This is a genomic window from Streptoalloteichus hindustanus, from assembly GCF_900129375.1.
Taxonomy (GTDB): domain Bacteria; phylum Actinomycetota; class Actinomycetes; order Mycobacteriales; family Pseudonocardiaceae; genus Streptoalloteichus; species Streptoalloteichus hindustanus.
In genome coordinates, this window is record NZ_FQVN01000004.1 from 628018 (window position 1) to 648684 (window position 20667).

Sequence of the window (20667 nt, forward strand, 5' to 3'; positions counted from 1 at the left end):
GAACCCCCGGGGCTCAGCGCATCCGGACAGCAGTCAGACAGTCGAACGCGTTCCCCGGATGACAGATCCGGTTGACACCCCGCGCCGCCCTCACGCCGAGCTGGGCATCGGGACCACCACCGGGCCGGCCGGCTACCGACGGATTCCGCCCTGGCGGGGCGCCCGTTCCTGGCGAGCCCATCCCGCACAGCCGGCACGCGCCCCGGCTGGCGCGCAGCAGCCGGGGCGCGTCCGCCGCTGGAGCAGATTCACGCGCGGAGGCGGCGCAGGAACGGGTCGGTGGCCTCCCGGGGTCGCAGCCGCACCCGGGCGTCCACGCCCTGGGCTCCGCGCCAGCGCACCACGAGCGGGTTCAGGTCCAGCTCGGCGACCTCCGGCACCAGCTCCGCCAACCGTCCCACGCGCAGCAGCACGTCGGTCACGGCGGCCAAATCGAAGCGGCCCGCCGCGTGGTCGGCCAGCAGGGCGGGCGCCGCCCGCAGCCGGCCCACCATCTCGACCGCGTCGCGATCGGTGAGCGGGACCAGCCGACAGACGCGGTCGGCCACCAGGTCGGTGTCGACCCCGCCGAGGCCGAGGACGACCAGCGGCCCGAACACGCCGTCGTTGCTCACCCCGACCAGCAGTTCCCGGCCGGGTTCGGCCATGGGTTGCACCAGCACGCCGGTCAGGTCGTCGCCGAACCGGTCGCCCAGCCGGGCCACGGCGGCGCGGACCTCGCGGTCGTCGCGGAGACCGAGCAGGACACCGCCGCCCCGGCTCTTGTGCAGCAGGTTGGTGGCGACGGCCTTGACGGCGACCGGGCCGACGCAGTCGCGTGCTGCGGCGACCGCCGCGTCGGCGTCGCGGGCCACCGTGGCGGGCACCATCGGCATGCCGAAGTGGCCGAGCAGCCGCAGGGTCGCGGCGGGGTCCAACCACCCGCCCTCGGGGTTGGTCGCGAGGTGGTCGGCGACGAGGGCGCGTGCGGCGTCCACGTCGATGCCGGCCAGGTCCGGCACGGCGCCGGCCGGGCGTTCCCGCCAGGCGGCGTAGTGGGCCACGGCGGCCAGCGACCGCGCGGCCAGCGCGGGATCGGCGAACGCGGGCACGGTCCCGCCGGTCGCGGCGACCGGCAGCGGGCGCACCACGTCGAGCTGGCCGACGTGCACCGCGAGCACCGGTTTCCCCAGGTCCGGCCCCGCCTCGGCGACAGCGGGGGCCACCGCGTCGATCGGCGTGGCGACCGCGGTGGGCGCGGCCAACACGAGCACGGCGTCCACGTTCGGGTCGGCGCACACCAGCCGCAGGCACCGGGCGAAGACCTCCGCGCTCGCCCCGCCGGTGGTGTCGACCGGATTGGCCACGCCCGCGTGCTCGGGCAGCGCCTCGGCCAACCCGGCGCGGGTTCGCTCGTCCAGTTCCGGCAGCACCAGCCCGTACCGGGCGCACGCGTCCGCCGCCAGCACACCCGCCCCGCCCGCGTTGCTGATCACCCCGACCCGGGAGCCGGCCGGCAGCGGCTGCCAGCTCAGCAGACAGGTCACCGCCAGCACCTCGCTGAGGTCGTCCACCGCGATCACCCCGGCCTGCTCGTACAGGGCGTCCCTGGTGGCGGCCGGGGTGGCGGCCGCGGCGGTGTGCGAGGCGGCCGCCCGGCGCGCCACCTCGCTGGTGCCCACCCGCACCGCCACGACCGGTTTGCGGGCGGCCAGCCGGCGGGCCAGCCGGGCGAACTTGCGGGGGTTGCCGAAGGACTCCAGGTAGAGCACGGCGACCCGGGTGTCGTCGTCGTGCTGCCACCACATGAGCAGGTCGTTGCCGCTGACGTCGTACTTGTCGCCGGTGGAGACGAGGGTGGACACCCCGAGGCCGACGGCGGCGAGCTGGTCCAGCAGGGCGATGCCCATCCCACCGGACTGGGTCACCACCCCCACCCGGCCGGCCGGGGCCGGGCCACGGGCGAAGGTCGCGCTCATCCGGACCAGCGGGTCGGTGTTCACCACGCCCAGGCAGTTCGGCCCCACCAGCCGCATCCCGTGCCGGCGCACCGCGGCCAGCAGCCCGTCCGCGAGGTCACCGCGCTGGGTGAGCCCGGCGGTGATGACCACCAACGCCCGCACCCCGCGCTGCCCGCACTCCTCGGCCACCTCGGGCACCGCGTGCGCCGGCACGCACAGCACGGCGAGGTCCACGCCCTCGGGCAGGTCCCGGACCGAGGGCACCGAGGGCACGCCCTCGACCTCGGAGGCGTGCGGGTTCACGACGTGGCAGGCCCCGGTGAACCCGCCGGCGAGGAGGCCGCGCAGGACCGCGTTGCCGATGGAGTCACGACGCCGGCTCGCGCCCACCACCGCGACCGAGCGCGGTCGCAGCAGGCCCCGCAGGCTGGCCACGTCCGCGTTCCGCTCCCGTTCCCCGACGGCCTCCAGGTAGCCCTCGACCGGGTCCAGCAGCAGGGTCACGTGCAGCGTCCCGGCCTCCCGGCGCACCGACAGCGGCAGGCCGGCGTCGGTGAACACGCGCAGCATCCGCGCGTTCTCCGCCAGCACCTCGGCCACGAACCGCCGGACACCGCGTTCCCTGGCGGCCGAGGCCAGGTGCTCCAGCAGGAGGGTGCCCACGCCGTGGGCCTGCTGCCGGTGGTCCACGACCAGCGCGACCTCGGCCTCGGCGGGGTCGGCGAGCACCTCGCAGTGCGCCACCCCGACGAGCCGGCCGCCCAGGTGGGCGCCCAGGGCGAGGCGGTGCGCGTCCTCGGTCTGGACCAGGCGGGCGAACAGGGCGTCCAGGCCGACCGGGCGCGGGGTGAAGAACCGCAGGAACTGGTCCCGCTCGGGCAGTTCGGCGTGCAGGCGGGCCAGGTCGTCCTGGTCGGCCGGTCCCAGCCCGCGGACGTCGACCACGCGGCCGTCGGCGAGGACGGCGCGCACGGCGGTGGGTGGGGTGGTGGCGAGAGCCGTCATGGCGGTACTCCCTCATCGTCGCTGTCGCCGACGCTAGGCGTCGGCGACCTCGCGTCCTGCCCGCTTTGGTCCTCACTCGACGGGACCATCGGCCCGACCCCGCCGGGGTCGTCTCCCGCGGACCGCGGTCTGTCGCTGGGCCTGGTGGTGGCCGCCGGCACGTCAGCCCCGCCCCCGGCCCGCTCGGTTCCCCGCACCCGCACCTCCCGCACGCCGGGCACGGCCAGGGCGAGCGCGGTGGTGACGTTCCGGTCGACGGGGTCGTCGAGCTCGTCGTCGACCGTGACCGCGCCCTGGTCGACCCGCACGGTCCACCGGTCGAAGCCGCCGTAGACCGCCAGCCGGTGGCGCACCTCCGCCTCGGTGGTCACGTCCTCCCTCACCAGGGCCCGCACGAGATCCCTGCGGGTCGCGATGCCGACGAGCCGCTCGTCACCGTCGACCGCCGGCAGGGCGCGGAAGCCGTGGGCGCGCGGCGGCGGCCCTGACCGGGGTGTCGGGCGTGACTGTGATGACCGGGCGGGTCATGAGGTCCCTGGCACGCATCTCGGCCTCCTCGGCCTTCCTGGTTCCCCGGGTCCGCGTCGCACCGGTGCGGGGTTCCCTCCGGTGGTCAGCCGGCCGCGCTGTCCCGCACGAGGAGTTCGGCCACCGGGCGGCGGGGCACCGCCGGCACCGGGGACCCGAACCCGATCCGCAGCACCGTCTGCGGCTCCAGCCCCCCGCCGACCATCCGGCGGAGCTCGTCGCGCACCGAGGGCACTTCGATCACCTGGGACAGGAACGACACCGCCAGGCCCAGCGCGGTGGCGGTGAGCAGCACGTGTTCCATCGCCTGGCCGGTCTGGACCTCGGCGACGCGGCCCTCGTAGTGGGAGCAGAGCACCACGAGCAGCGGGTCGTCCTCGAAGTCCTTGCCGGTCAGCCGGGGGCGGGCCTGACCGCCGGTGAAGTCCCGCAGCACCCACTCGTCCTGCGGCTCCCGGCGCGGGCCGCCGGCGGAGGACGGCACACCGTCGGTCCGGTTCGGCTCCCGACCGGTCCACCGGGCCAGTTCCGCCCGGTACTCGGGGTCGGCGTGCAACAGCTCGGTGGCCCGGACCACCATCGCCCGCAACTCCGCGCGCTGCTCCCGGTCGCGGACGACGTGCAGCCACGCCCGTTCCGCCTCGGCCGCCTCCACCAGCGGCCGCCGATGCCCTTCGGGCACGGGCTGGTCCAGGAACGGCAGCCGGTTCGTGCGGCGCAGCGGGATCGCGCGCACCAGCTCGTCCAGCTCCCGCCTCGGCCGCGCCGGGCCGCCCCGGCGGACCACCGCCACCAGGCTCGGGCGCGCGTGGTCGGGCACCAGGCTGACCAGTGGTCGCACGCCGTGGGACTCGACGGCCAGCCGCAGGTTGAACAGGGCCGCGCCGCACGACAGGCGCAGCTCGCGGTCGTCGGGATCCACCACTGGCAACCGGCGCTCCGGGTCGGCGTGCACCTCGACGCTGTCGTCGCTCAGGCGGAACCGCCACGGCTGGGTGTTGTGCACGGAGGGCGCGGACGCCGCGGCGACGAGCACCGCCTCGACCTGGTCGGGGCTCAGGCCCAGGGCCTCGGGAAGCGCGGTCATGGCGGGCCTCCCTCCCGTCGGGGTGCCGCTTCCGCTGGTGTTTCCGCGACGGCACCCGGTTTCCGCGTCGTCACCGGTCGGGGTGTGGCCTCCCGGTCGCCGGCGGCCGGGGCGGTGGCGGACCAGCTCGTCCTCCATCCTCGCCGGTCACGCCCGACCCCGCTGGTGTCGTGCGGTCGGCCGGTGGGCCGTCAGGCCTGTTGGCCCACCTGCGGGCGGTGGATCTCGACGTGGGTCACGCCCGGTACGGCCTGGGCGAGGACCCGGGCCACGTGCTCGTCGGTGGGGTCGTCGAAGACGTCGCCGATGGTCACCACGCCCTGGCGGACCCGCACGGACCACCGGTCGAAGCCGCCGTAGATCTCCAGGCGGTGCCGCACGTCGGCCTCGATCGTGGCGTCGTCCCGGGTGAGGGTGCGCACGACGTCCCGCCGGGTGACGATGCCGACCAGCCGGGCGCCGTCGGTGACCGGGATGCTGCGGACACCCCGGTCGATCATGACCTTGACGATCTCGGCCACGTCGGCCCACCGCGGCATGGTGAGGGCCGGGCTGCTCATGACGTCCCCGACGGTCGCCGGGGGCGGCTGGTCCGGCGACGGCTCGCGCAGCAACTGGCTGCGGGGGTCGCGTTGGATGCGGTTCCGCATCACGTCCATCTCGGTGAGGATGCCCACGACCTCGTCCTCGTCGGTCACCACCGGCAGCGCGGTGAACCCGTTCACGGCCAGCAGGGTGGCCGCCTCCCGCACCGTCGTCTCCGGGCGAACCGTCGTGACGGGACGGGTCATGATGTCCTGAACTCGCATGACTGGTTCCTTCCGTCGTCCCCCAGCACCACCGACGCTAAGCCCGCGGAACCGGTGGGGCCGCGCGCTTCGGACCCCACCTGACGAGGACTTTCAGCCCTGCCGATCCGGCCGCTCGGCCCGGGCCCGCCGCATCCCGGCCGCCGCCGCGCGGCGGGTCAACCCCGCGGCCGCACCACCGCCACCGGGCAGCGGGCGGAGCGCAACAGCGCCCGGCTCACCGAGCCGAGGACGACCGCGCCGAGGCGGTGCCGTCCGTGCGTGCCCACCACCAGCAGCGCCGCGTCGTCCGAGCGCCGCAGGAGCTCGGACAACGCGTCCCCGCGCACCGAGGTGGTGTGCAGGCGGACGTCCGGCCACCGTTCGGCCAGCTCCGCGGTCGCCTCGGCGAGCACCTGCTCGTGGCGCTCCGGCTCGTCCGGGACCTCCCCGCCCAGCGCCGCCTGCCCGGCCCAGCAGTGCACGGCGTGCAGGTCCACACCCCGCCGGGACGCCTCGGCGACGGCGAACTCCACGGCCGCCCGCGCGGTTCCGGGGTCGTCGACCCCGACGACGACCGGCCCGTCCGGCGCGGACGGCTGCCGGTCGACGGGGACGGCGACCACCGGGCAGGCCGAGGTCACGCTCATGGCGCCGGCCGTCGAGCCGAGCACCGCCTCGGCGAGCGGCCCGTGGTGGTGGGCGCCGAGGACGAGCAGCGACGCCGTGGCCGACTCCGTCCGGAGGGCCAGCTCGGGTTGCCCGCCGGTCAGCTCCGTGCCCAGGTCCAGCGCCGGGTGGGTGGCCCGGACCTGGTTCGCCGCCCGGTCGAGGGCGGCGCGGCCCGCCTCGCGCACGGCCTCGTCGTCCAGGGGCGGGATCGGCCCGTTGAGCATGACCGGGGTGGTGTAGGGCAGGGCAACGTACACGTGGACCAGCCGCAGCGCGGCGCCGCGGCGGGCCGCCTCCTCGGCCGCCCACGCCACCACCGGGGCGTCCTCCTCCTCGATCCCCGAGACACCCACGACCACCGGCGGCGTCGGATGCTCCGCGTCCCGGCCCCGTCCGCCCGCCTGGCGCTCCTCGGACAGGGCGGCACCACCGCCAGCGGGTGACACGGGCGCCTCCGCGTCACTCCGGGTGAGCCCGTCCTCCACCCCCACCACGCCGGGAAGGGCGCGAACAGCGCGCGTCACCCGTTCTCCCTGGGCGTGTGTCGGCATCGAGCCGCGGAGGGTCACGACACCGTGGTCGACGCGGACCTCGATCCCGGTCGCGTCGCCCCCCACGACCTCGCCGAGCAGCTCGCACACGTCGTCGCGAACCCGCTCGTCCGGGCGCAGGTAGAGGCGGAGCAGGTCGCGACGGGCGACCACCCCGACGAGCTGACCGGTCTCGTCCAGGACGAACATCCGGCGCACGTTGGCCTGGGCGAGGCGACGGGCCACCGCCACGACCGGGTCGTCCGGCCGGACGCAGGCGGCGCCGCGGGTCATCACGTCGCCGGCCGTGAGCCCCTCCGCCCTGCGGGAGCCCTCCTCCGGGTCGGGCGTGGGCAGCAGCGTCGGCGCGCGGTCGAGCCCGGCCCGGTACTCCTCCTTGGCGAGCAGGTCGGCCTCGGACACGACACCGACGAGCTGGCCGTCGCTGTCGGTCACCGGGACCGCGCTGATCCCCCGGTCGGTCAGCAACGCCACGATGTCCTTGAAGCGCGTGTCCTCGCTGATGGTGACCACGTCACGCGTCATCACCGAGGCGACGGTGGGTACTGGCATCGGTTCCTCCGATGGGTGTCTGTCCGGAACAGCGCGGGTTGCCCTTCGGCCGCCGTCGGCGGACCAGGGACAGCGACCGGAACGTCCGGCGTTCGGCGGGTTCGGAGTGCCTGTCTGGCCGGCTGAGTACCCCTGGCCGGCGCGGGGAACGCGTCCGCCACCGGAGGTCGACCCGACCGGACGGAGACACCGGGAGCCAGGGCGACACCGCCTCTTCCCGGTGGGGGTCGCCGTCGGGGGCCCGGCCGGGGTGTGACACCCCGGCCGCGCGGATGACCTGGCCGGGCGCGCCGTCACCGCGGCGGGCCGCCGGCGTGCGGACAGCGGGGGGTGTGCGGCGCCCGGCCCGGAGGTCCCGGCCTCGCCAGACGAGCTTGTCGACCTCGACCACGACGAACGCCAGCGCCGCGACGCCCAGCACGCGCGCCCACGCCCCCGCGCCCAGCGGGGCGGTGTGGAACACGTGGTTCATCGCCGGCGTGTAGGTCATCAGCAGTTGCAGGCCCGCCATGGCGACCACCCCCGCGGCGATCCAGGGGTTGCGGCCCCGTCGGCGGATCGGCGCGAACCGCTCCAGCGAACGGCAGTTGAGCAGGTAGGCGACCTGCACGGCGACGAAGACGTTGACCGCGACCGTCCGCGCGGTGGCCAGGTCGGCCCCGGCGGCCAGCTCCCACTCGACCGCGGCGAACGACCCGGCCACGAGGACCAGGGAGACCAGCAGGACCCGGCGCACCAGGTCGGCGGTCAGCAACGGCTGGTCCGGGTCGCGCGGCGGGCGCCGCATGACGTGCGGCTCCTTCGGCTCGAACGCCAGCGTCAGGCCGAGCAGGACCGCGGTCGTCATGTTGATCCACAGGATCTGCGCGGGCAGGATCGGCAGGGTCGCGCCGAGCAGGACGGCGACCAGGATCACCAGCCCCTCGCCGATGTTGGTCGGCAGCGTCCACGCGATGAACTTGCGCAGGTTGTCGAAGACCCCGCGCCCCTCCTCCACGGCCGCCTCGATCGTGGCGAAGTCGTCGTCGGTGAGCACCATGTCCGCCGCGTCCTTGGCCGCCTCGGTGCCGTCCCGGCCCATCGCGATGCCGATGTCGGCCCGACGCAGGGCGGGCGCGTCGTTGACGCCGTCCCCGGTCATCGCGACGACGTGGCCGCGGCGTTGCAGCGACTCCACCAGGCGCAGTTTCTGCTCCGGCGACACCCGCGCGAACACCGTCGTGGCCTCGACGGCCTCGGCCAGCTCGTCGTCCGCGCACCGCGCCAGGTGCGCTCCGGTCAGCACCGGCGACGCCTCGGCGTCGGAGCGCGGGTGGAGGCCGAGTTCGGCGGCGACGGCGCGGGCGGTGCCCGGGTGGTCACCCGTGATCATCTTGACCTCGACGCCGGCGTCGCGGCAGGCCGACACCGCCGCCCCCGCCGCCGGGCGGGGTGGGTCGTGCATCGCCTGGAGCCCGACCAGGGTCAGGCGGGGCAGGGTGTCCTCGGTCAGCGCCCCGAAGCCGGGGGGAACGTCGAACCGCGCCAGGGCCAGCACGCGCAGGCCCCGCTCCGCCAGCCGGTCGGCGTCCGCGCGCACCCGCGCCCGGTCCAGGACGCCGACCGCCCCGTCCGGCCCGAGTTCGTCGTCGCAGCGGGCCAGCACGCGCTCGACGGCCCCCTTGACGTACCCCGCCGCCAGCCCGTTCCGCCCACTGTGGACGGTGGCCATGTAGCGGCGGTCGGACTCGAACGGCAGCACGTCCGCCCTGGGCGCCGACGACCGGACCGCCGCCAGGTCGAGCCCGGCCTTGACGGCCGCGGCGAGCAGGGCGACCTCGGTGGGGTCGCCGACGTGCCGCCATCCGTCCACTGTGGACTGCAGTCGCGCGTCGTTGCACAGCACTCCGGCCAGCAGGCACTCCCGCAACGCGGGTTCGCCGTCGGCGCTGACGACCCGCCCGCCGGTGCGCACCTCGCCCCGCGGCTCGTAGCCGCTCCCGTCGACGTCGTAGCGGCGGCCGCCGGCGAGCACCCCGGTCACCGTCATCGCGCCGGTGGTCAGGGTTCCGGTCTTGTCGGTGCAGATCACCGTGGTGCTGCCCAGGGTCTCCACGGCGGGCAGGTGGCGGACCACCGCGTTGCGCCGGGCCATCCGCACCACGCCGATCGCGAGCACGATCGTCACCGCGGCCGGCAGGCCCTCGGGGATGGCGCCGACGGCGAGGGCGACGGCAGCGGTGACCATCTCGCCCCACGGGCTGCCCCGCCAGACGCCCACCGCGACCGCCAGGGCGGCCAGCGCCACGATGACCGCGGTGAGCTGCCGGCTGAAACCGACCAGCTTCCTGGTCAACGGGGTCTGGGTCGGGCTCGCCCTGGCCACCAGCCGGTGGATGCGGCCCAGTTCGGTGCTCGCGCCGGTGGCGACCACGACCGCCCGGCCGCCGCCCCTGGTCACGACGGTGCCGGAGTACCCCATGTTGGTCCGGTCCGGCAGTTCGGTGGCCACGGGCAGCGGCGCGACGTCCTTGCCCACCGGCGCCGACTCCCCGGTCAACGCGGACTCGTCGACCTCCGCCGCGCTCACCCGGGTCCACCGCACGTCGGCCGGGATCCGGTCGCCGGCGTCGAGCAGGACGAGGTCGCCGGGGACGAGGTCCTCGGCGGCCACCCGGCGCGCGACGCCGTCGCGCAGCACCTTGGCCTCGGTGCGGGCCATGCGGGCCAGGGCGTCCAGCGCGCGCTGGGCCCGGGACTCCTGGAGGAAGCCGATGACGGCGTTGAGCAGGACGACGCCGAGAACGACCGCCGCGTCGACGAGTTGGCCGAGCGCGCCGGTGATCGCGGCGGACGCCAGCAGCACGAGGATCAGCGGGCTGGTGAACTGCTGGCCGAGGCGGCGCAGCGGGCCGTCGTGGTCGGAGGCGGTCAGGGCGTTGGGCCCGAGGCGCTCCCGCCGGCGCGCGGCCTCCGCCTCGGTCAGCCCGGCCTCCGGCGAGGTCGCCAGTTGTCGGGCCAGTTCGGGCGGCGTCAGGTGGTGCGGAGGCGGCGCCGTCTCCGCCGGCCCCGTCGCGGGGGTGGTCCGCTGCCACACGAGCTCCTCCTACCGGTTGGCGCCGAGGCCAGGAGACCGCCACGGCGACGAGCCCTGGTCGCACCGAACCGTCCACTATGGACTAATAGTCAGGCCAGTATGGGCTAATAGTCAGGCCAGGGCCGTGGTCACCGCGTCGGGTCGGAGTCGGGCACGAGCACGACCTCAGCCGACTCGGCGCCGGGCACGGCGCGCACCAGCGCCACCACGACCCGGCGCTCCGCCTCGTCGGCGAAGCTCCCGCGCACGGTGACGCGTCCACCCGACACGTGGGCCGCCCAGTGGCGCGGCCCGGCGTAGTCGTCGAGCTGCCGTTGGACGGCCACACCCGGGTACTCCCCCGGCGGCGTCGCTGGCCCGGTGCGCATGACGGCCTCCTCGGAGCCGGTTCCTGTCCCCTCCCACGCTAGGAAGCGCCGCCCGGCCACGACACGGACCAAGGTCCCACCGCGGATCGCGAACGTCCCGAGACGACCGGGGCGAGCGGCCCCGACGTCGCACCCGGCCACCCGCTTCCGCGGGTGGCCCCCGCCCCGTCGGCGACGGGGACCTTCGACCCGGCCGGCTCGGTACCTGCGCCCCGGGTGGCCCGTGCTCCTCCTCGGCTGTGCTGAACCCCGTCGTGCCGCAGCCAGCCGTGTCCTCGGCTCCCGAGTCCGACGGCACCGTCGAAAGGAACGCAATGGCAGCGAACCAGGCGTCCCCGACACCGGGTCGCGCGTTGGGGCCGTGGGCGGCGACCGCGCTCGTGGTCGGCAACATGGTGGGCTCCGGGGTCTTCCTCCTGCCCAGCGCGCTGGCCGCCTACGGCGGGATCAGCGTCGTCGGCTGGTTGGCGACCGCGACCGGCGCGGTGCTGCTGGCCCTGGTGTTCGCCAGCCTCGGCCGGTCCCACCCCGACGTGGGCGGCCCCTACGCCTACACCCGGCGCGCCTTCGGCGACTTCCTCGGGTTCCAGACGGCGTGGGGGTACTGGATCGCGGTCTGGGCCGGCAACGCGGCGATCGCCGTGGCGCTGGTGGGCTCCCTCGCCCACTTCTGGCCCGCGCTGGCCACCGACCGGCCGCTGGCCGCGCTCACCGCCCTCGCCGCGATCTGGGGGGTCACGGCCGTCAACGCGCTCGGCACCCGCCAGGGCGGCGTGGTGCAGCTCGTCACCACCGCGCTCAAGCTGGCGCCCCTCCTCGCGGTCGCGGTCGTCGGGCCGTTCCTGCTCGAACCCGCCCACTTCACGCCGTTCAACGCCAGTGGGGACAGCGGGGTCGGGGCGGTGGCGGCCACGGCCGCGCTCACCCTGTGGGCGTTCATCGGCATCGAGTCGGCCACCGTGCCCGCCGGCGACGTGCGGGACGCGGCCCGGACGATTCCCCGGGCGACCGTGGTCGGCACCGTCGTGACCGCGCTGATCTACGTGCTGGGCACGGTGGGCGTGCTCGGCGTGGTCCCCCGCGAGAGGCTGTCCGCCTCGACGGCGCCGTTCGCGGACGCCGCCGCGGCGCTGTTCGGCGGCTGGGCCGGCTCGGTGGTCGCCGCCGGGGCCGCGGTGGCGGCGTTCGGCGCGCTCAACGGCTGGGTGCTGCTCCAGGGCCAGGTGCCGATGGCCGCGGCCAGGGACGGCCTGTTCCCCGCCGTGTTCGCCCGCACCAGCCGCGACGGCACGCCGGTGTTCGGCCTGGTGCTCTCCAGCGTCCTGGTCACCCTGCTGGTGCTGACGAACTACACGGCGAGCCTGGTGGACCAGTTCAGCTTCGTGATCCTGCTGGCCACGTTCACCACGTTGGTCCCCTACGCCTACTCGGCCATGGCGGACCTGATGCTGCTGGCCACCGAGGGGGAGCCCGGGGTCCCCCGGCGCCGCGTCGCGCGAGGAGCGGTCGCGTTGCTGGCGTTCGGCTACTCGCTGTGGGCGATCGCCGGGGCCGGGCGGGACGTCGTGTTCCGGGGCACGCTCCTGCTCCTGGCGGGCATGCCGGTCTACGTCTGGCTCCACCACCGCCGACGCGAACGGCGTGGCCCCGCCGAAACCCCGCCGTCGTGCGCGCGGAGCGAGCCGGACGCGCCCGTCGAGAGCAGCCGCCCCCGCGACTCCGCGCTGACCGCGTGACCAACCCCGACCCGACGACGGAGGACGTGCGATGAAGCCGACGACGGCCGACAACGACGGAGGCGCGGCGCCGCGCTCCACAGTGGACAACGAGGTGGGGCGCCTGCGGCGCGTCATCCTGCACCGCCCCGGACTGGAACTCCTCCGGCTCACACCGTCCAACAAGGACGGACTGCTGTTCGACGACGTCCTGTGGACGCGCCGGGCGAGGCAGGAGCACGACGTGTTCACCGACACCCTGCGGGAACGCGGTGTCCTCGTGCACCTGTTCGGCGACCTGCTCGCGGAGACGCTGAAGCAGGACGAGGCCAGGGAGTGGGTGTTCGACCGGGTGTTCTCCTCCCGGGGCGTCGGCCCCGCGCTGCGCGAGGCCTGCGCGGCGATGGACCCGGTGTCCCTTGTGGACACCCTGGTCGGCGGGATCACCCGGCGCGAGCTCGGCGTGCCGGACGGGTCGAGCCTGCAGGCGGCCAGCACCGGCCCGGACGAGTTCCTGCTCCCCCCGCTGCCCAACCACCTGTTCACCCGCGACCCGTCCTGCTGGCTGCTGGGCGGGGTGACCCTCAACCCGATGGCGAAACCCGCCCGGCGCAGGGAGTCCACCCACGTGGAGGCCGTGTACCGGTTCCACCCGTTGTTCGCCGCCTCGGACGCGCCGCGGTGGCTCACCCCGGACAACGGCGCGCCCAGCCTCGAAGGGGGCGACGTGCACGTGCTCGGCCAGGGCGTGGTGATGGTCGGGCTGAGCGAGCGCACCACGGCGGAGGCCGTCGAGCTGCTGGCCGAGCGGTTGTTCGACAGCGGGGCCGCCCGCGCGGTCATCGCGGTGCGGCTGCCCAGGACGAGGGCGTTCATGCACCTGGACACCGTGATGACCATGGTCGACACCGACGCCTTCGCCGTGTACCCCGGCCTGGGGCGGCTGCGCTCGTTCACCCTCCGCCCCAGCCGCGGCGCCGGCGCGGCCCGCCCGGAGGTCCGGGAGAACGACGACCTGTTCGCCGCCGTCGGCGCGTGGCTCGGCCTCGGCGGCGTGCGCGTGCTCCAGGCCGAGCAGGACGTGCGGGCGGCCGAGCGGGAGCAGTGGGACGACGGCAACAACGTGCTCGCGATCGCCCCCGGCGTCGTCGTCGCCTACGAGCGCAACGTCACGACCAACACGATGCTCCGCAGGCACGGCATCGAAGTGATCACCATTCCCAGCGGCGAGCTCGGCAGGGGTCGCGGCGGCCCCCGCTGCATGAGCTGCCCCGTCCACCGCGACTCCCTCTGAGACCAGGAGACGATCCCCGTGAAGGACCTGCTCACCACCGCCGACCTCACGCCCGACGACGTGCGCGAGCTGATGCGGCTGGCCGCGCTGTTCGCCGAGGACCCCGACCACCACCCCGCCTTCCTGCACAACCAGGTGGTCGCGCTGTACTTCACCAGGCCCTCCACCCGGACCAGGGTGTCCACCGAGGCCGCGGTCGCCCGACTCGGCGGCACCCCGCTGACGATCAGCCCCGGCGAGCTCCAGCTCTCGCGCGGCGAGTCCCTGGAGGACACCGCGCGGGTGTTGTCCGGCTACGTGGCCGCGATCGTGGTCCGCGGCTCGTCGGACGAGCAGCTCGCCCAGTTCGCCGACGCCGCCACGGTTCCGGTGGTCAACGCGCTCACCAACGGCCAGCACCCCCTGCAGAGCCTGACCGACCTGTTCACCCTCCACCAGGTGTTCTCCGACCTGCGGGGGCGGCGGGTCGCCTACGTCGGCGCGGGCAACAACGTCGCCGTCAGCCTCGCGCAGGCGGCGGCGCTGTCCGGAGTGGACATCACCCTCGCCACCCCGGAGAACTACCCGCCCGACCCGCTGGAGCTGATGGCGGCGGAGAAGATCGCGGCCATGACCGGCAGCGCGGTGGAGCTCGTGAACGACCCCCGGGCCGCGGCGCGCGGCGCCAGCGCGGTCTACACCGACGTCTGGCTGTCGATGGGCGACGCGCCGGAGGAGGCCGGGGCGCGGCGGGCCGCGTTGTCGGCCTTCCGCGTGGACGCGGACCTCATGGCGCTGGCCCGGCCGGAGGCGGTGTTCCTGCACTGCCTGCCGGCCCACCGCGGGATCGAGGTGACCGACGAGGTGATGGACGGGCCGAACTCGGTGGTGTTCCGCCAGGCCGCCAACCGGCGCCCGGTCGCCCAGGCGGTGCTGTACGCCCTGTTGTGCCGGACGCTGCGCGGCGCGGAGCGTGGCTGGTGAGGGTCGTCGCCGCCCTCGGCGGGAACGCGTTGTTGCGGCGGGGCCAGCGCCCCGACCACGCCGTGCAGATGGAGAACGTCCGGGCCGCGGCGGCGGCCCTGGCCGGGCTCGCCCGGGAGCACGAGGTGCTCGTGGTGCACGGCAACGGCCCCCAGGTCGGCATGCTCGCGCTGGAGAGCGCGGCGGACCGGGACCTGGAGCGCCCCTACCCGTTGGACGTCCTGGTGGCCGAGACCCAGGGCATGATCGGCTACTGGCTGGTCAACGCGCTGCACGCGGAGCTGCCGGACCGCGAGGTGGTGGCGGTGCTCAGCCGCACCGCGGTCGACCCCGACGACCGGGCGTTCGCCCACCCGACCAAGTTCATCGGGCCCCAGTACCCGCGGGCGGAGGCCGAGCGGCTGGCCGCCGACCGCGGGTGGGAGCTGCGACCGGACGGGCGCGCCTGGCGCCGGGTCGTGCCGTCGCCGGAACCCACCGGCATCCCCGAGACCGCCGTCCTGCGCCGGTTGCTGGCCGACGGGTGCCTGGTGGTCACCGGAGGGGGCGGAGGCACACCCGTCGCCCTCGACGCGGAGGGCCGACCGCGCGGGGTGGAGGCGGTCGTGGACAAGGACCTGGTGGCCGCGTTGCTCGCCACCCAGCTCGACGCCGACGCGCTGCTCCTGCTGACCGACGTCCCCGGCGTCCTGCGGGGCTTCGGCTCCCCCGCACCGGAGCTGGTCGCCCGCGCGTCGGCGGCCGAGCTGGCCGAGCTGGACCTGCCCGCCGGCTCCATGGGCCCCAAGGTCGAGGCGTGCGCCCGGTTCGCCCGGACGGGCGGCCTCGCCGCGATCGGCCAGTTGACCCGAGCGCGGGACGTCCTCGCCGGCCGTGCCGGCACCCGGGTGACCGGATGACATCCGGCGACGGCGTTCACCACGCCGGAGCCGGGCGACCCCCCAGCCGCCGGCGGCCCACACGGCACTCGGTCGCTGCGCCGCGCACCCACCCGACGGTGATCCGCCCGCCCGGTCACCACGCGTCGTGCGGGGCCGCCGGTCTGGCCGCTCGGAGTGGCCCAACACCGGCGGAGGGAGCACCCGGACCGCCCACCGCGAGGCGGCTTCCGCCGACCTGCGCCGCCGCCTCGCAGGGGGCCGGGCCCGGGGCTCGATCTCCCGTCCTCGTCGCCGAAGCCGACCGCACCGCGCGCCGCCGACCCCGCGCGGCAAGGGACCTTGGCCCCTGGCTACTCGAAGCGGTGAACGGAAACCTGCGGGCATGGCGAGATCTCCTGGGCGGTGGAACGGTCAGCCCATGGCGACCGCCACGACCTCGCGGGCGGCCCGCATCGAGGTGCACGGCACGGTGCAGGGCGTGGGGTTCCGACCGTTCGTCTACCGCCTCGCGACCGCCATGGGCCTGGCCGGGGACGTCCGCAACGCGGGCGGCCACGTGGAGATCCGGGTCAGGGGCGCCGACCCCGAGCTGGCGGCGCTGTCCGACCGGCTGGTCGCCGAAGCGCCGCCGGCGGCCAGGATCAGCCGGCTCCTCGTCACCGACCTGCCGGCCACGACGGTGCCCGAGGCCGGCTTCCGGGTCGTCGCCAGCGGCGCGGCGACCGGAGCGGTCCCCGAGGTCCCCCCGGACCTGGCGACCTGCGCGGCCTGCGTGCGGGAGCTGTTCGACCCCGCCGACCGCAGGCACCGCTACCCGTTCCTCAACTGCGCCGACTGCGGGCCCCGGGCGACCGTCATCGAGGACCTGCCCTACGACCGGGCCCGCACCACGATGAGCCGGTTCCCGATGTGCTCGGCCTGCCGAGCCGAGTACCTCGATCCGGCCAACCGGCGGTTCCACGCCGAGCCGATCGCCTGCGCCGACTGCGGGCCGCGCCTGGCGTGGCACCCGGCGGGGGCCGACGAGCCCGCGGACGTCGGCGTCGACGCGCTGGCCGCCGCCGAGGACGCCATCGCCCGCGGCGGGCTGGTCGCGGTCAAGGGCATCGGCGGCTACCAGCTCGTGTGCGACGCGTCCGCCGAGGCGGCGCTCACCCGGTTGCGCGCCGCCAAGCACCGGCCCGGCAAACCGTTCGCGATCATGGTGGGCGACCTCCGGGCCGCCGACCGGCTCGTGCCGCTCGACGAGGAGGCCGCGGCGCTGCTGGGCTCGCCGGCCCGGCCGGTGGTGCTGCTCCCCCGGCGGGACCACGCGCCGGTCGCCGCCGCGGTCGCGCCCAATCTGCCCGTCCTCGGCGTCTTCCTGCCCTACAGCCCCCTGCACCACCTGCTGCTGGCCGACCTCGCCCGCCCGCTGGTCGTGACCAGCGGCAACCGGTCCGGTGAGCCGATCGCGACCGAGGACCGGCCGGCGCTGACCCGGCTCGGGCCGCTCACCGACGGAGTCCTGGCCCACGACCGCCCGATCACCGCCCGCTACGACGACTCGGTGTGCCGGGTGGTGGCCGGCCGGCCCACGACGGTGCGGCGGGCGCGCGGCTACGCGCCGGCGCCCCGCACCCTGCCCGTCCCCAGCCCGCGGCCGTTGTTGGCCGTCGGCGGGCACCTCAAGAACACGGTCACCCTGGTCGACGGCGACCACGCGGTGTTGGGACCCCACGTCGGCGACCTCGCCGACGCCGACACCCTCGACGCCTTCCACGAGACGATCCGCCAGCTCACCCGGCTGCACGCGGTGGACCCCGACGTCGTCGTCCACGACGCGCACCCGGGCTACCTGTCCAGCCAGTACGCCCGCCGCCGCCCCGCGTCGCGACGCCTCGCCGTCCAGCACCACCACGCCCACGTCGCGGCCACGGCGGCCGAGCACGGCCTGCGCGGCCCCTTCCTCGGCGTCGCCTACGACGGCCTGGGGCTCGGCGACGACGGCACCCTGTGGGGCGGGGAGATCCTGCTCGCCTCGCTCACCGGCTACCGGCGCGTGGGCCGGTTCGGCCGGGCCCCGCTGCCGGGCGGCGAGGCGGCGGTCCGCCGCCCGGCCCGGACGGCGCTGGGCTACCTCCTCGGCGCCGAGCCGCTGGGCTCGCCGGCTCCGGAGCTCCCGGCCGACGGGCCGCTGGGCCGCCTGCCCCGCGGCGAGGTCGAGCTGGTCCGGCGCATGATCGACCGAGGGGTCAACTGCCCACCGGCCTCCAGCGCCGGACGGCTGTTCGACGCCGTGGCCTGCCTGCTCGGCCTGGGCGGCGCGGTCAGCTACGAGGGCGAGGCCGCGGTCCGGCTGGAGGCCGCCGCCCACGGGCGCGGCGATCTCCGCGCGTTGGCCTGGCGCCTGGTCCGGCGGGACGGGCTGTGGGTGTACGACCCGCTGCCGACCCTGCGCGACGTGCTGACGGCGTCCCGGGAGGCGCCGGTGGCCGAGGTGGCCGCGCGCTTCCACACCGCGGTCGCCGAGGCGACCGCGGCCCTGGTGGAGCAGGCCGCCGCCGCGACGGGCGTGCGGACGGTGTGCCTGGGCGGCGGGGTGTTCCAGAACCAGCGGCTGACCCGGCTGGTGCTGGACCGCCTCGCCGCCCTCGACCTGACCACCCACCTGCCGGGGCAGGTGCCGACCAACGACGGCGGGCTCAGCTTCGGCCAGGCGGCCGTGGCGGCGGCCGTGCTCACGGGAGGGTGAGGCGCATGTGCCTGGGCGTGCCCGGACGGATCGTGACCGTCGACGCCCCGCCGGACCGTCCCGACCTGCGCACGGGGACGGTCGACTTCGGGGGTGTGCGCAGAGCGGTCTGCCTGGCCTACACACCGGAGGCGGAGGTCGGCGACCACGTGATCGTCCACGTCGGGTTCGCGATCAGCCGGGTGGACGAGGCCGAGGCCGCCCGCACCCTGGCCGTGCTCCGCGCGATGCCCGACGCCCTGGACGCCGAACTGGGCCCGGAACCCGAGGAGGGCGGAACATGAGGTACCTGGCGGAGTACCGCGACCCGGTGCTGGCCCGCCGGCTGCTCGCCGAGCTGGCGGCCACCGCGACCCGGCCCTGGGCGATCATGGAGGTCTGCGGCGGGCAGACCCACACCCTCGTGCGGCAGGGCATCGACGAGCTGCTGCCCGCCGGGATGCGCATGATCCACGGGCCGGGCTGCCCGGTGTGCGTCACCCCGCTGGCGATGGTCGACCGGGCCGTCGACATCGCCGCGCGGCCCGGGGTGGTCCTCACCAGCTACGGCGACATGCTGCGGGTCCCGGGCACCCACGGCGACCTGCTCGGGGTCCGCGCCCGCGGCGGCGACGTCCGGGTCGTCTACACCCCGCTGGACGCGGTGCGCGTCGCCGAGCGGCACCCCGACCGGCAGGTGGTCTTCTTCGCCGTGGGGTTCGAGACGACCGCGCCGGCCAACGCCATGGCCGTCCTGCGCGCGGCGGCCGCCGGCATCGACAACTTCAGCGTGCTGGTCAGCCACGTCCTCGTGCCCCCGGCGATCACCGCGATCCTGGACTCCCCGGACAACCAGGTGCAGGCGTTCCTGGCGGCGGGCCACGTGTGCACGGTGATGGGCTGGACCGAGTACGAGCCCATCGCGGCCGCCTACCGGGTGCCGATCGTGGTCACCGGGTTCGAGCCCCTCGACCTGCTGGAGGGCATCCTCATGGCCACCCGGCAGTTGGAGCGGGGCCGCGCGGAGGTCGAGAACCAGTACGTCCGCTCGGTGCGCCGCACCGGCAACACCGAGGCGCAGCGGGCCGTGCGCCGGGTCTTCCGGGTCACCGACCGGGACTGGCGGGGCATCGGCTCCATTCCCGGCAGCGGTCTGACGCTGACCGACGAGTACGCGGCCTTCGACGCCCAGCGGCGCTTCGCCCCCGCCGGGCTGACCACCCGCGAGAACCCGGACTGCATCGCCGGGGAGATCCTGCTCGGCACCGTGCTGCCCACCCAGTGCGCCGCCTACGGCACGCGCTGCACCCCGCGCACCCCGCTGGGGGCGCCGATGGTGTCCAGCGAGGGCACCTGCGCGGCCTTCCACAACGCCGGGCGTCGCCCCGAGCCCGCCCCCGCGCGAGCAGGAGAGTGAGATGAGCACCTCCGCCCTGACGACGAGCTGCCCCACGAGCCAGCCGGAGACCGAACACGTGCGACTCGGGCACGGGTCCGGCGGTCAGCTGATGGCCGAGCTGCTGCGTGAGGTCATCGCCCCGGCCCTGGGCGGCGCGGAGTTGGTGGAGGACGCCGCCGCGCTGGACCTCGGCCCGGCCCGCGTGGTGCTGACCACCGACAGCTTCGTCGTCACCCCCCGGTTCTTCCCCGGCGGGGACATCGGCGCGCTCGCCGTGCACGGCACCATCAACGACCTGGCCATGCGGGGCGCGCGCCCGGTGGCGCTGTGCCTGGCCTACGTGCTGGAGGAGGGGCTGCCGATCGAGGAACTGCGCAGGATCACCACCTCGGTCGCCGACGCCTCCCGCGCCGCCGGCGTCCCGGTGGTCACCGGGGACACCAAGGTGGTGGAGCGCGGCGGAGCCGACGGGATCTACCTGACCACCACCGGACTCGGCGTCCCGACGGCCGACGCCGATCCGTCGGCGCGGGGCGCCCGCCCCGGCGACCTGGTCCTGCTGTCCGGCCCGATCGGCCTGCACGGCACGGCGATCCTGTCCGCCCGCGAGGGGCTGGGCTTCGAGGCGGAGATCGCCTCCGACACCCGGCCGCTGCACCGGCTGGTGGCGGCCATGCTCGCCGCCGGCGGCCGGGGGGTGCACGCCCTGCGCGACCCCACCCGCGGCGGGCTGGCCAGCGCCCTCACCGAGATCGCCGCGGCCTCGGCGGTGGGCGTCGAGCTCGTCGAGGCCGACCTCCCGGTGCCCCCGCCGGTGGCCGCCGCCTGCGACCTGCTCGGCCTCGACCCGCTGCAGGTGGCCAACGAGGGCTGCCTGGTGGCGGTGGTCGACCCGGCGGTCGCGCCGGCCGTCCTGGACGCGATGCGGGCGCGGCCGGAGGGCGCCTCGGCCGTGGTCGTCGGCCGGGTCGTCGACGACCCGGCGCACCGGGTGCGCGCCCGGACCCTCGTCGGGTCGCACCGCGTCGTCGACGTGCTCGTCGGCGAGCAGCTTCCCCGTATCTGCTGAACCGGTGCCCTCCGGCCCGGCGAACCGGGCCGGAGGGCCCTGGCCGGGTTGGCGCGCAGAGAGCAG

At 75.8% G+C, this 20667-nt stretch carries 15 protein-coding genes; 8 read left to right on the forward strand and 7 right to left on the reverse strand.

Going from position 1 to position 20667, the window contains the following annotated elements:
* Window positions 1-248: 248 nt before the first annotated feature.
* The 7 genes from BUE43_RS15740 to BUE43_RS15785 all read right to left on the reverse strand — a co-directional run bounded on the left by BUE43_RS15740 (window position 249) and on the right by BUE43_RS15785 (window position 10567).
* On the reverse strand, window positions 249-2945 hold the full coding sequence (locus tag BUE43_RS15740; RefSeq protein ID WP_073483700.1) for a bifunctional acetate--CoA ligase family protein/GNAT family N-acetyltransferase: 2697 nt from the start codon (window positions 2943-2945) through the stop codon (window positions 249-251).
* Window positions 2942-3340 (reverse strand): hypothetical protein, encoded by a 399-nt coding sequence (locus BUE43_RS35770; RefSeq protein ID WP_073483702.1) that lies wholly within the window; start codon window positions 3338-3340, stop codon window positions 2942-2944. The genes BUE43_RS15740 and BUE43_RS35770 overlap by 4 nt, the downstream gene beginning before the upstream one ends.
* Before the next feature lie 218 nt (window positions 3341-3558).
* Window positions 3559-4560 carry an Acg family FMN-binding oxidoreductase gene (locus BUE43_RS15750; protein ID WP_073483704.1) on the reverse strand — a complete coding sequence of 334 codons (1002 nt, stop codon included), beginning with the start codon at window positions 4558-4560 and terminating at the stop codon, window positions 3559-3561.
* A 191-nt stretch (window positions 4561-4751) separates the two neighbouring features.
* Window positions 4752-5369, reverse strand: a complete 618-nt coding sequence (locus BUE43_RS15755; protein ID WP_073483707.1) for a CBS domain-containing protein — start codon at window positions 5367-5369, stop codon at window positions 4752-4754.
* A gap of 158 nt (window positions 5370-5527) precedes the next feature.
* Window positions 5528-7123 carry a universal stress protein gene (locus tag BUE43_RS32775; RefSeq protein WP_083959716.1) on the reverse strand — a complete coding sequence of 532 codons (1596 nt, stop codon included), beginning with the start codon at window positions 7121-7123 and terminating at the stop codon, window positions 5528-5530.
* Window positions 7086-10199, reverse strand: a complete 3114-nt coding sequence (locus tag BUE43_RS15780; RefSeq protein WP_073483709.1) for a cation-translocating P-type ATPase — start codon at window positions 10197-10199, stop codon at window positions 7086-7088. Before BUE43_RS15780 ends, BUE43_RS32775 begins: the two co-directional genes overlap by 38 nt.
* 128 nt (window positions 10200-10327) lie before the next feature.
* A complete protein-coding gene (locus tag BUE43_RS15785; RefSeq protein ID WP_073483711.1) occupies window positions 10328-10567 on the reverse strand; it encodes a hypothetical protein in 240 nt (79 codons plus the stop codon).
* A gap of 314 nt (window positions 10568-10881) precedes the next feature.
* Between BUE43_RS15785 and BUE43_RS15790 the strand changes: the two genes are divergently transcribed.
* The 8 genes from BUE43_RS15790 to hypE all read left to right on the forward strand — a co-directional run bounded on the left by BUE43_RS15790 (window position 10882) and on the right by hypE (window position 20601).
* Complete coding sequence (locus BUE43_RS15790) at window positions 10882-12303, forward strand: amino acid permease (RefSeq protein ID WP_073483713.1); 1422 nt, start codon at window positions 10882-10884, stop codon at window positions 12301-12303.
* A 31-nt stretch (window positions 12304-12334) separates the two neighbouring features.
* Window positions 12335-13576, forward strand: a complete 1242-nt coding sequence (locus BUE43_RS15795; RefSeq protein ID WP_073483715.1) for an arginine deiminase — start codon at window positions 12335-12337, stop codon at window positions 13574-13576.
* An 18-nt stretch (window positions 13577-13594) separates the two neighbouring features.
* Window positions 13595-14539: an ornithine carbamoyltransferase gene (argF, locus tag BUE43_RS15800; RefSeq protein ID WP_073483717.1), complete on the forward strand. Its 945-nt coding sequence runs from the start codon at window positions 13595-13597 to the stop codon at window positions 14537-14539.
* Entirely contained in the window at window positions 14536-15438 is a 903-nt protein-coding gene (locus tag BUE43_RS15805) for a carbamate kinase (RefSeq protein ID WP_073483952.1), read from the forward strand. Before argF ends, BUE43_RS15805 begins: the two co-directional genes overlap by 4 nt.
* Window positions 15439-15838: 400 nt before the next feature.
* Window positions 15839-18154: a carbamoyltransferase HypF gene (hypF, locus tag BUE43_RS15810; protein WP_073483719.1), complete on the forward strand. Its 2316-nt coding sequence runs from the start codon at window positions 15839-15841 to the stop codon at window positions 18152-18154.
* Between the two features lie 5 nt (window positions 18155-18159).
* On the forward strand, window positions 18160-18438 hold the full coding sequence (locus tag BUE43_RS15815; RefSeq protein WP_073483721.1) for a HypC/HybG/HupF family hydrogenase formation chaperone: 279 nt from the start codon (window positions 18160-18162) through the stop codon (window positions 18436-18438).
* Entirely contained in the window at window positions 18435-19550 is a 1116-nt protein-coding gene (gene hypD / locus BUE43_RS15820; protein WP_073483723.1) for a hydrogenase formation protein HypD, read from the forward strand. Before BUE43_RS15815 ends, hypD begins: the two co-directional genes overlap by 4 nt.
* A 1-nt stretch (window position 19551) precedes the next feature.
* A complete protein-coding gene (gene hypE, locus BUE43_RS15825; protein ID WP_073483725.1) occupies window positions 19552-20601 on the forward strand; it encodes a hydrogenase expression/formation protein HypE in 1050 nt (349 codons plus the stop codon).
* Window positions 20602-20667: the final 66 nt, after the last annotated feature.

Coding starts and splice junctions, on each gene's coding strand:
- BUE43_RS32775 (WP_083959716.1), bottom strand. CDS start 7,123: ATGCCAGTACCCACCGTCGCCTCGGTGATGACGCGTGACGTGGTCACC.
- BUE43_RS15785 (WP_073483711.1), bottom strand. CDS start 10,567: ATGCGCACCGGGCCAGCGACGCCGCCGGGGGAGTACCCGGGTGTGGCC.
- BUE43_RS15750 (WP_073483704.1), bottom strand. CDS start 4,560: ATGACCGCGCTTCCCGAGGCCCTGGGCCTGAGCCCCGACCAGGTCGAG.
- hypD (WP_073483723.1), top strand. CDS start 18,435: ATGAGGTACCTGGCGGAGTACCGCGACCCGGTGCTGGCCCGCCGGCTG.
- BUE43_RS15755 (WP_073483707.1), bottom strand. CDS start 5,369: ATGCGAGTTCAGGACATCATGACCCGTCCCGTCACGACGGTTCGCCCG.
- BUE43_RS15815 (WP_073483721.1), top strand. CDS start 18,160: ATGTGCCTGGGCGTGCCCGGACGGATCGTGACCGTCGACGCCCCGCCG.
- BUE43_RS15795 (WP_073483715.1), top strand. CDS start 12,335: ATGAAGCCGACGACGGCCGACAACGACGGAGGCGCGGCGCCGCGCTCC.
- hypE (WP_073483725.1), top strand. CDS start 19,552: ATGAGCACCTCCGCCCTGACGACGAGCTGCCCCACGAGCCAGCCGGAG.
- hypF (WP_073483719.1), top strand. CDS start 15,839: ATGGCGACCGCCACGACCTCGCGGGCGGCCCGCATCGAGGTGCACGGC.
- BUE43_RS15790 (WP_073483713.1), top strand. CDS start 10,882: ATGGCAGCGAACCAGGCGTCCCCGACACCGGGTCGCGCGTTGGGGCCG.
- BUE43_RS15740 (WP_073483700.1), bottom strand. CDS start 2,945: ATGACGGCTCTCGCCACCACCCCACCCACCGCCGTGCGCGCCGTCCTC.